Annotated in this window: 12 protein-coding genes; 4 read left to right on the forward strand and 8 right to left on the reverse strand. The window is 35.3% G+C overall.

What is annotated here, in order from left to right; translation table 11 throughout:
* Window positions 1-334: 334 nt before the first annotated feature.
* Both ACFVR1_RS19335 and ACFVR1_RS19340 read right to left on the reverse strand, forming a co-directional pair.
* A complete protein-coding gene (locus ACFVR1_RS19335; RefSeq protein WP_387586323.1) occupies window positions 335-1069 on the reverse strand; it encodes a polysaccharide deacetylase family protein in 735 nt (244 codons plus the stop codon).
* A 331-nt stretch (window positions 1070-1400) separates the two neighbouring features.
* A complete protein-coding gene (locus ACFVR1_RS19340) occupies window positions 1401-1727 on the reverse strand; it encodes a DUF4367 domain-containing protein (RefSeq protein ID WP_387586324.1) in 327 nt (108 codons plus the stop codon).
* A 182-nt stretch (window positions 1728-1909) separates the two neighbouring features.
* Between ACFVR1_RS19340 and ACFVR1_RS19345 the strand changes: the two genes are divergently transcribed.
* From ACFVR1_RS19345 to ACFVR1_RS19355, 3 genes are all read left to right on the forward strand, one after another.
* Complete coding sequence (locus ACFVR1_RS19345; RefSeq protein WP_387586325.1) at window positions 1910-2242, forward strand: winged helix-turn-helix transcriptional regulator; 333 nt, start codon at window positions 1910-1912, stop codon at window positions 2240-2242.
* Between the two features lie 340 nt (window positions 2243-2582).
* The gene (locus ACFVR1_RS19350; RefSeq protein WP_387586326.1) at window positions 2583-3326 is read left to right on the forward strand and encodes an NAD(P)-dependent oxidoreductase; all 744 of its coding nucleotides are present in this window, start codon (window positions 2583-2585) and stop codon (window positions 3324-3326) included.
* On the forward strand, window positions 3326-3784 hold the full coding sequence (locus tag ACFVR1_RS19355) for a DUF2269 family protein (RefSeq protein WP_387586334.1): 459 nt from the start codon (window positions 3326-3328) through the stop codon (window positions 3782-3784). The genes ACFVR1_RS19350 and ACFVR1_RS19355 overlap by 1 nt, the downstream gene beginning before the upstream one ends.
* 51 nt (window positions 3785-3835) lie before the next feature.
* Here ACFVR1_RS19355 and ACFVR1_RS19360 read toward each other — a convergent pair whose 3' ends face one another.
* The gene (locus tag ACFVR1_RS19360) at window positions 3836-4291 is read right to left on the reverse strand and encodes an SgcJ/EcaC family oxidoreductase (RefSeq protein WP_387586327.1); all 456 of its coding nucleotides are present in this window, start codon (window positions 4289-4291) and stop codon (window positions 3836-3838) included.
* A gap of 472 nt (window positions 4292-4763) precedes the next feature.
* On the opposite strand from ACFVR1_RS19360, the gene ACFVR1_RS19365 reads away from it, so the two are divergent.
* Window positions 4764-5156, forward strand: coding sequence for a hypothetical protein (locus tag ACFVR1_RS19365; protein ID WP_387586328.1), 393 nt, complete (start codon window positions 4764-4766; stop codon window positions 5154-5156).
* 334 nt (window positions 5157-5490) lie between these two features.
* Here the strand turns inward: ACFVR1_RS19365 and ACFVR1_RS19370 are convergent, their stop codons facing one another.
* The 5 genes from ACFVR1_RS19370 to ACFVR1_RS19390 form a co-directional block, all read right to left on the reverse strand.
* Window positions 5491-7113 carry an ABC1 kinase family protein gene (locus tag ACFVR1_RS19370; RefSeq protein WP_387586329.1) on the reverse strand — a complete coding sequence of 541 codons (1623 nt, stop codon included), beginning with the start codon at window positions 7111-7113 and terminating at the stop codon, window positions 5491-5493.
* A 320-nt stretch (window positions 7114-7433) separates the two neighbouring features.
* Window positions 7434-7766 (reverse strand): hypothetical protein, encoded by a 333-nt coding sequence (locus ACFVR1_RS19375; RefSeq protein ID WP_387586330.1) that lies wholly within the window; start codon window positions 7764-7766, stop codon window positions 7434-7436.
* 136 nt (window positions 7767-7902) lie between these two features.
* The gene (locus ACFVR1_RS19380) at window positions 7903-8166 is read right to left on the reverse strand and encodes a hypothetical protein (RefSeq protein WP_387586331.1); all 264 of its coding nucleotides are present in this window, start codon (window positions 8164-8166) and stop codon (window positions 7903-7905) included.
* Window positions 8167-8174: 8 nt separating this feature from the next.
* Window positions 8175-8456, reverse strand: coding sequence for a hypothetical protein (locus ACFVR1_RS19385; RefSeq protein WP_387586332.1), 282 nt, complete (start codon window positions 8454-8456; stop codon window positions 8175-8177).
* A gap of 420 nt (window positions 8457-8876) precedes the next feature.
* Window positions 8877-10157: a histidine--tRNA ligase gene (locus ACFVR1_RS19390; protein WP_387586333.1), complete on the reverse strand. Its 1281-nt coding sequence runs from the start codon at window positions 10155-10157 to the stop codon at window positions 8877-8879.
* Window positions 10158-10554: the final 397 nt, after the last annotated feature.

Raw genomic sequence — 10554 nt, forward strand, 5'->3', positions numbered from 1 at the left:
CCTTCTACGAAACCGTCAAGCGATGCGTGCAGAAATAGAACGAGTTTTCTCATTTTCAGTTCTCCTTTGTTCATGAGGAATATCTACATTATACAGTAACTACATTTTAACATAATTCAACTTGGATGTTTCTTATGGATTGCTAATCCCAAACCTGCCCGTTAAGAAAAAATGACACCTCAACTTGAGGTAAGGCACCCCTTTTGTTCAATAATTCACATATATTAACTTATACAACACAATCACCAAAAAACTTCTTCCTCAACTAACCTGCTGCGTTAGTTATATAAGAAAAAAGAGCTGCTTAAGCAACCCTCTGGTATAGTAACCGTCTTTATTCTCCGTCAACGATCTTTGCAAAGTCATCAAGAGTAGTTGAATACTTGATATAGATCCGTGGTAAAAGATAGAATTCGTCTTTTATGCCCTTCTCAGAAAATAGTTCAGGAGTTGTCGTAAGTCCAAACAAATAGTATTTCTTCGTTTCTGCTACAATCTTGTTATTGAAATTTCCGTATGGATACGCAAGAGTATTAACTGGTTTGCCCGTTATTTTTTGAATTTTATCTTTGGACTCTTTCAGTTCATATTCAAAATTTTTTATTTTCGTCAAATCAGGATGAGTAGCAGTATGAGACTGAATTGAGATGATCCCCGAATCAGCCATCATTTTTAAATCCGATTCCGATAATCGGTTGGAGCGACCGATAAAGTCAGAAATAACAAAAATGGTAGCAGTTGGTTTAAAACTTTCGTTTTTTAGTTTTTGAAAGATACCAAATGCATTCAGATTGTTTTTGTACCCATCATCAAATGTAATGAAAATAGGTTTGTTTACTTTATAAATGTCTTGCCATCGATCAAAAGTTAATAATGTGTAGCCATGGTCTTTTAGATAAATCATTTGTTTCTCGAAATTCTTCGGTGTTACATATAACTCCTTAGAGCCCTTCCCTTTATATTCGTCAATCGAATGATATATTAAAATAGGTACTTTACTTTGGGCAAAAACTTGTGATGGAAGAATTAATATAAGAAGACATAGGAAAAACATTGCAACCTTTTTCATAAAACTCCTCGCTTTACTTCTTTTTTTATTACTTCTCAATTTATTATTCCTCAAAAACATAGGATTATTATGATTTCTCCAATATTTTATTCCATCTAGCATTGATCAATTGTGACTTCGATAATCCCAAATTACATGCTAATTTTTATTGCACGTTTTATATAATTTACTTGTGGAGAGTTATTCAAGAAAATGGCCTGATTGTTGAAGTAAAGCACCCGGTAGTACAATAACTAATTTTTCTGCTTATTTAACTCAATAGGAAAAAGGCTTTACTTCTTCTTGAAGTAAAGCACTCCGTTAGTTGAATTAGAGAAATTTTTGATACGATTCAATAATCAATAGAATTAGCTATCTGAACTAAAATTTCAGGAGGAATCTTTTCGGACATTCTTTTATCTATACTAAACCTATATTGCAAATTATCTTTTTCAAAAACCAATAAGTTTGCATCTCCTATACTCAACAAATATGCAGTGTTTCCACCCTTGAGTCTAAATTCTTTTATAACTTCTTTATCCAGTATCTTAAAACTATCTTTTACTGCTACATTAATCATGAAATTGTTCACTGATGATTGCTCATTTATGAACTCCATTTCAAAAATATCTCCGCCGTCTACTTCATTAGTTCGTGCCACCCATCTATTTTCTACCATGCAACTAATTTCAGCAATCGTAAAAGCCTAGATCTATATTTGATCCTGAAAGCCACTACTACAATCCTTGTTTATCCTTTTTAGTTTCATTTGATTGACTTGTTTGTATATCCCTTGTAAAATTTTGTTAAGTGTTTACTTTAGATAATGCACTTACTTAAAAGTAAGGGGATGATTTATCAATGATTCATCAGCTTGAATGCCCAGTTGAGACACTCATTCATGTTTTAGGTGGCAAATGGAAGCCAATGATTTTATGGCATTTGATTGAATCCAATAAGCGATTCAGTGATCTGGAAAAGCTTATACCTAATGTTTCACAAAAAATGCTTTCACAACATCTCCGAGATTTGGAACGAGAAGGCATAGTCGATAGAATGATCTACCCTACGATCCCTCCAAAAGTAGAATATTCCCTTAGTGAATACGGTAAAACATTGATCCCTGTAGCAGAAGTCATGTGTGCTTGGGGAGAAAATCATAATAAGCGGAAATATAAAGAATCAGCGTCTTAAAGCTGGTTCAATGAACCTCTCCACTAATTCAATCAACTCAAAACCAATGCTGCCACGGGATACCGGGCAGCTTTTGTTTGCCTACAGTCGGCACTCCTGTTATGAAGTAATTTTCGGGTTTGAGTTAATATAACTCCTGATAGTGTAGGATTGTCGCCAATCTGTATTTAAAAATTTCCTGTCCTCCCGAACTCCGCGTGAACAATTAAGTCATCCGATTCTGTCATGCTTACTTTTAAGTAAGTACCTTACTTTAAAGTGGGTTCTTAACATAATATATAAACGATGCTAAGGTTGAGTTAACCAAATATTCGGAGCTATTTTAGAGGAGGAAAGAACAATGAAAATTATTGTTTTTGGAGCGACGGGGAATACAGGAAAAAGAGTGTTGGCGCAAGGGATAAAAATGGGGCATGAAATGACCGCATTTGTGCGAAATTCTGAGAAGCTATATGATCAACTAGGTGAGCATTCCGCACAGCATGTGAAGGTGATCGTGGACGATATTATGGACCCGGTCAGTATCGGTGAGGCGCTCGCGCATCAAGACGCCGCTATTATTGCAGCCGGCCATGCGGGCCAGGGAGAAGAGTTTGTTCGTATCGTCGATAACATTATAACCCAATGTGAATTCCAACCTAGTTTCTCTGGGCGGGTATGGATAATGGGAGGAGCTGGACTGCTGGGTATTCCATATACCGATCTTATCGGCAACAATTTACCCGGCTTCCCGCCTGAGTATAAAAATCACAACCAGAATTTTGAACGGCTACAGCAGACTCAGCTCGATTGGTCCATTATGTGTCCGGGAACAATGATTGATTCGATAGAGCATCCAGATCCAGTTCATCTGCATGTAACAACGGAAACCTTGCCCATTCCGATTCCGGAGATGATTAAGGAATATTCCGAAGAAGATATAGCCCGTCACTTGTTCAGCCGACTTCAAGAGCTGGATGTTACTTATGACGATGTCGCGAAATGTATGCTGGACCATATAGAGCTAGGAGGATCGTTTAAAAGAAAAAGGGTCGGTCTTGCCTATCAAAGCGATATTTTGGTGCACGGAGGAGAAGGGAGATAATCGGTTTGTTTGGATTACTGCTCGTTTTGCATATATTGGCTTCGATCGCCATAATTGGTCCAGCTTTCGTGATGCCCATCATTCGAAGATCCGCTAGAACCGTCGGTCAGCTGCGCTTTGCTTTTGGTATAACTACCAAGCTTGCCATAATACCTAAAATTGGCGGAGCTGTACTTATTATAACCGGGGTTTGGCTTATGATCATAAACAGGATGGGGTTATCTCAAATGTGGCTGAATGTATCTATCCTTTTATCGCTACTCATGGTCGTAATGATCGACGGATTGATCGAGCCGCGTATGAAAAAGATCATAAAGATCGTATCTGAAAGTCAAGAACAGGATAATGAAATACCCGCAGATTTCGGACTGTTGATGAAAAAAATCGTACCAATCGAGACGGCGGCACAGCTGCTGATGATTGCCATATTAGTGCTTATGGTCGTTAAGCCATTTTAAAGAAGCCGACGAAAAAAAGGTTGCCGAAACAGCCATACTTGTTGAATTTATTTACTCCTCCTTTAATAACGCTTTAAGCTCTTCTGTCATTTGTTCCACTAATTCAGGTCTTCCGTGAAACTGGGCAGGAGTATTTTGGTATAATTGAATACGCCAATATCCATCTTTTTTTACAACAATAAGAGTGTGATGAGTGTTTACATTTGGGTTTATGTCATTTGCTTGAGGAGGTGCCATTCCAGCAATCGCTCGTACAATTACTATGTCAGTACTTAGAAATTTTACATCTTTTACTTTGCTAACAAATCGAGCCGTTTGATGGTGCTCAAAGATTGGATTAAGGTGCGAAAGTATTTCCTCCCTGCCGATTGATTGACTCCCATCAAAACCAATAATTTCGCCATCTTCTGTAAATAAATCTGCCATTCCACGAGCATTTCTATTATTCCAAGCATCTAATAGTTGTTTATAAACTGCTTGTACTTCTTTTGAAGAATTATTCTCCATATTATTCACTACTCCTTTAATACCCAATATTTACTTATGATTCTAAAATATAAAACATCTATATTCAATATTCAATATTAGTATCTGTGTATTTTCTTATTGAACTAACCCTCTGCGTTAGTTCAATAAGAAAAAAGAGTTCTCCATGGCAACCCATGATCTTTTACTAAAGCACCCGTTTGTTGAATATCGGATTTCACTAATGTTTAGTTTATTTTTTGAATAATACCAAAACCAACAGGGTCTATCAAGTATGCAAGATAAAAATCGTTGTTATGGTGACCGCCTTTAATGTCCAAAAATACATTCCAATTAGACACCATTCTAACTCACAACTTTAGGAGGAACCCTACCATGATGTTAGCTTTGCCTAACTCTTGCAAGTTTAGTGAGACTAACAGCAAGCTATTTTGCATTTTCTAATTGGTGTATAATAGTGTAAAGAAATTTTATACTAACGGAGGGTAATGAAATGAAGATTTTGTTTGATGAAACATACACTTCAAATGACGGAAAGTATTCAAGCAGGAATATCTGGTATGGATATGCTGATATATCTGTTGATGGTCAGCATGGAAAAACCATTAAACTTAATGAAGATTTTATGGTTCAATTATGCGAATTAATAAAAAATGACTTATCTAAGAAGGCAGCAAATGTGCCTACTCAAACTAACTGGTATTTCTATGGAAGTGATGTAACTAAGGACGCTATTGGAGACAATATCCGTCCGACAATTATGGTTCGTGAGAAGTCTGACGAGTTTACAACTAATTTTAATATCAGTGACCACGATTTTGCTGTAAATATTGATGCTATTCTGTTGTTTAAGGCGGATTTTGAAAAACGTTTAGCAAGTCATTGATGAATAATATCAGTAAAAGCATATTTAAACTATTTGAGGGGATGATTTCATAATGAATTCATTCTCCTTTTTCATGTGGTGGGAGTCTTTTTGTGTGGAGGAAAAGGACATTTAATAATACAGATTGTGAATAGCAACACTTAAATTAAACTGCTTCTTTAGTTCAATGAGAATAATGAGCTGCCTAAGCAACGCCATGTTCTTGAACTTAGCACGCGTTAGCCATCCATGCAGCCCTGCTTCACCACAGAATATGCAAGAAAATTACGTTCTTCCATGGTAGTTTTAGTACAACCCTTCACAATCCAACTATTACTTTTAGATTACTATGCATTTAACTTTTCCGTTTTTCATGCATGTACTTCATCCATTTTTTTAGCTTATAACTACAAATAATATAACCGATACTTGAGAAGGCATTTACTCCAACTGACAACTTCCAAATAAGGGGATGTGAGGTATAGATACCTGCTGCTATCCCTATGAATCCAAGAAGCGTTAATTGGAATAACTGCTTTTTATGATTTTCATAAATAATAAATTGAAATTGTCTTCTTTGTTCGGTTTCCTTTAAATGTTCTAATGTTTGAGGTGCATTTAAAAATTCTGTAACAGAATGAAAAAACTTAAACATAGGCTGTGACTGAATCCATTGCCAAACAAATGACCATTTATTATTCCCTTGTTTATTTAACCATTCCATAAAAACAGGTTTACTTAGATCCATGAGTTCCTCCTCTGGTGCCAAATTGCGGAGGATTCCTTCAATCGTTACGAAAGAACGACCTAAAAAGACAAATCTTGTTGGAACCTGAATGGGAAGTGCTTGAATCATATCGTTCATTTCTAATTTTAATGCGAGAAGATCCATTTCTTTTAATTGAGCAGGTTGGAAGGACATTAATTCAGCTAATAGCCTTTCGATCGTTTTTGATTCAGCATCAGGGAGCAAAAACCCTAAATGAGACAAGCAAACAACAGCTTTAGCATAATTTTTCGAAAGAAAGCTTTCAATTAAACCTTGAAAATTAGCAGCATCCTTTTTGGTGATTTCCCCTACCATTCCGAAATCAAGTAGGATGATTCGTCCTTCCTTTGATACAAGTACGTTTCCTGGATGTGGGTCAGCATGGAACGTGCCAGGCTCAATCCATTGAGGAAGGAACACTTCGATGAGCCGTTGAGCCAACTCATGACGGCTCACTTCTAACTGATCTAAGGCCCCTACATTTGTAAGTCTTATTCCTTCAACCCATTCCATCACCAGTACCTTTGACGTACTAAGCTCCGAATACACAGAAGGAATTTGTACAACATCGACATCCTTAAATCGTTCTCTAAAATACAGTATAGATTTCAACTCTTTTGTAAAATCAAGTTCTCGTTCTATCACTTGTTTTAGTTCCTTAAACAAGACTTTAAAGTTAATAAACCCTTTTGGAACGGGAACAAAGTGATCGGCAAACCAAATGATGATCGCTAAAGTACGGAAGTCAATTTGTACAATCGAATTAATATTAGGACGTTGCACTTTAATAGCGACCTTTGTTCCATCTTTCAAAACACCTTTATATACTTCTCCAATGGATGCTGAAGCAATTGCATCTTTTTCGATTGAAAGAAAGTGATGATTAAGGGGATTTCCCCATTCCATTTCAAGAATTTCCTCAACATCACTCCAGTTAGAAGGGGGAACCTTGTCTATAAGATCTTGGATTTGGCTTATAAATGCATTGGGCAACAAGTCGGCACGAATGCTGAGCATCTGTCCGATTTTGATTAGTAAACCTTCTAATTCAAAAAGTGTCTTTCGAAACCTTTCCCCTATTTTCCCCCAAAGTTTTTCCCATTCAGCTTCAGGCTTTTTCCGAATTTTATACCAATAAACTTGAATGAAGATGGAAAAGGACAAAGATAGCACCTTTGACATCCGAACCAACTTATTCTTTGTTTTCATCACAAAACCTCTCATTTCTTTTATAGTCGTCCAATCATATTTCTTGAGATGTCTACACCTAAAACCTTCGTAGACCGTTACCTTGCAAATTGACTAGTTCCACAACCTAAATCTAGTATTTACTTCCAATTTACTATTAACCTATATACTACTTCTCGAAAGCAATAAATTATACCCCTTTTGCCAATTCTTATTCCACTAAACTGTGTCGTTAGTTCAATAAGAAAGAGCTACCCTTACAGGTAGCCACTTGATTTAACTAAAGCACCCGTTAGTTGAATACAGCATTATTTCTTCTGGACATACCTTGGTCTTCATTCTTATCTATCTATAACAAAAACAGATATTTTTTTAGCATTTTTTTTATCTGCTTCTTGATTTTCTACCCATATTTTCACGTTGTCTCCCACTTCTAATTCACTGAAGCTATCTTTTGTACCTTCAATCACTGTATCATCATCAATAAAAATTTCATAAGTAGGATAATCAGCTTCTGGGTCATCTCCAAGTACTTCAATTTTTATGCTATTATCTCCGATTTCATAAATACTACCTTCGATATCGTTTGAATTAAATGGGTTACAACCGCCCAATGCAAATAACGTAATTATAAGCGTGATAACAAACCTTTTCATCCAAGAAATCTTCTTCAATTCAACGTCTCCCCCTTTTTTATCTGTTTTTCTTCTTCAACTAAACTGCTGCGTTAGTTCAACAAGAAAAAAGGCTTTACTCCTTTCTTGAAGTAAAGCACCCGTTAGATGAAAAACAAAGTCATTGTTCAATTGCTCATTGTCTCAATATATCTGAAAAGCCGTTGTCATTTCCGTAACTAAATCTCCCGATTTTCCCTTCTTCTTTTGTAGAGAAGAGGACTTCACCTTCTACATTTATAGTTTTTTCTTCACCGCCATTTTTTTGAAAACCTACCTTTGCTATGAAGGTATAACGGTTTAGAATTTTCTCGCTTTGCTCGATCGAGACTTCTTTAAAACTTAACTTATATCCATTAAAATCAGCAAAACTTTGATATGAAGTACCGAACGCCCTCATAAAGAAATCTAATTCGCTCTCTGTGAAAAACCTCCATATAACTCTTCTATATACTTAGATAATTCCAGATTTTCTTCTATTCCATTATTGACAATCTTGTATTTAGGATTCCACAATAAGTCCATAAACTTCTCGTCTGGTCCAGTAAATTGAAGCTCTAGAACTTTTTGAATTACTGTCTTATTCGGATCATCTGTTTCATCTTGGGAGCAACCAGAAATTAAAAACCCTGATATTAACATAATTAGAGTCAAAAAAACAATAAGTGTTTTGTTCTTACGTTGATACATTACATAACCCCCTTTGTAATTAATACGGTTTACAATCCAAGAAGATTCAGTAATACTTATTTTTTGAATTTCACTATTACATTCTTATACTCTCACATTTACCAATTTTCATCACACTAACAAACTTTTTCTTATTAAACTAGCCTGCGTCGTTAGTTCTCCCAGCTGCTAAACATATATAAAAATCCTCCATTACATTTTTCGATTTCCTTCTTTCATTAACCTACTGCGTTAGTACATAAGAAAAAAGAGACACCTCAGCAGATCATTATTCTTCAAGAAAAGCACCCGTTAGTTGAATAAGAAAAGAAAATCTTACTAAAGAATCGTATTTACTTATGATTTAATTCTCCACCCTTGTTATAAGTGCATTTTTTTATAATTTGATCATAAGGATTATCTATAATAATAATTTATTGGTTAATGAAAATTATAAACTACTTTTTGGTTTTCACCCGTTTCCATATTTTTTATTATATAAGTGCCGTTTATGATTTCATCGTTTCCTAATACAATTACATTTGCAATACCTTCACGATTTGCTCTTTCCATGGCTTTATTTACTTTTTTATTTGATAGTTCCACTTCTACTCGTTTACCTTGGGATCGTAAGTTTGTTGCCAGTTTAAGTGCTTCCTTTACCGTTCCAATTGGAATGATATAAATATCTATAACCGAGCATTTCTTCACTCGTTCTAATAATTCAAATGCAAAATAAATAACATCTAATCCAAAAGAAATACCTACTGTCGCAAAAGTCTTTTCAGAGTTTAAAAGTCCTCCAATAGCATTGTCATAACGTCCACCGCTTCCTATACTTGAGCGAATCGTACCATCTGCTAAAAAGATTTCGTAAATTGTTCCTGTATAAATTTCAAGTCCTCTTGCTAAAAACGGGTTAAAAATACACATTTCCTGAATTTCGAGTGTCTCTAAATATGTAGTAAGCTCAGCTAATTCCTGTAAGCCTTCCTGCACATAAATATTTTTCTGTTCCCATTGTTTGAAGCTTTGTATCGTTAATTTACCTTTTGATTCAATAAATGCTTTGATTTGTGCCAAGCTAATTGAAGTCAATTGTAGTTGAGCTAACTCGTCCATCATTGATTCAACCGGTACCTTTTCAATCTTATCTAACACTAAAATGACACGATTCATTACACCTTCAGGGACCTGAAATTGTTGTAGTAAACCATATAAAAGCTTACGGTTATTAAATTGAATCTCTACATTTACGTTAAGATTTTTAAAAGCATCTAACGCCATCATCATTAATTCTGCCTCTGCAGCCTGTGATTCCACCCCTACAATATCTACATCACATTGAGTAAATTCACGATAACGCCCCGCTTTAATTGGACCATCTCGAAATACTTTACCAATTTCATAACGTTTAAACGGCATAGGAATAGTTGGATTCATCGCTACAACTTTTGCGAACGGAATCGTCAAATCGTAACGCAGTGCTAGATCACGTTCACCACGATCAGTTAATTTATACATCTCCTGTAATATTTCTGCACCACCCGCATACTTAGATGCCATTAAATCTGTGTAATTTAAAATAGGTGTTTCTAATGGATTGCAACCATACGCAATAAATGTGTCCTCTAATGCTCTTCGAATGTGTCGTCTGATAATTTCTTGTCTAGGTAAATAATCTTGTGTACCTCTTACGTTTTGATAATCCATTTTTTTCATCAAACTCTTCCTCTTTTCTCATTTATGACAAATAAAAAAATCGTACTAACATAAGCTCCAAAACGGCTTAGTTATACGATTCAATGAAAATAGTCTTCCTATATAGATATATTAATATCGATAGCAAGACTAGTTAATATGATGATGTGAAGTTGTAATAATTAGTTTTAGTAATAGCATATGAACCCTCCTTATTTATTGGTGTAATAATACAAATTTTCTAACCATTTGTCAAGTTATTAATAGAATATTATGTTAAATAGCTCTTTTTGGGTAGCCAAATCAAGAAGTAATCTTGATTTGGCTTATTTACATCTTTTAAAGACCCCAGAATGGTTGGAAATCATTCGAAGAGTGTAAAGGCAGAAGGGAATATTGGAAGAGGTTTTATCGGATG

The organism is Psychrobacillus sp. NPDC058041, assembly GCF_042885655.1.
GTDB lineage: Bacteria > Bacillota > Bacilli > Bacillales_A > Planococcaceae > Psychrobacillus.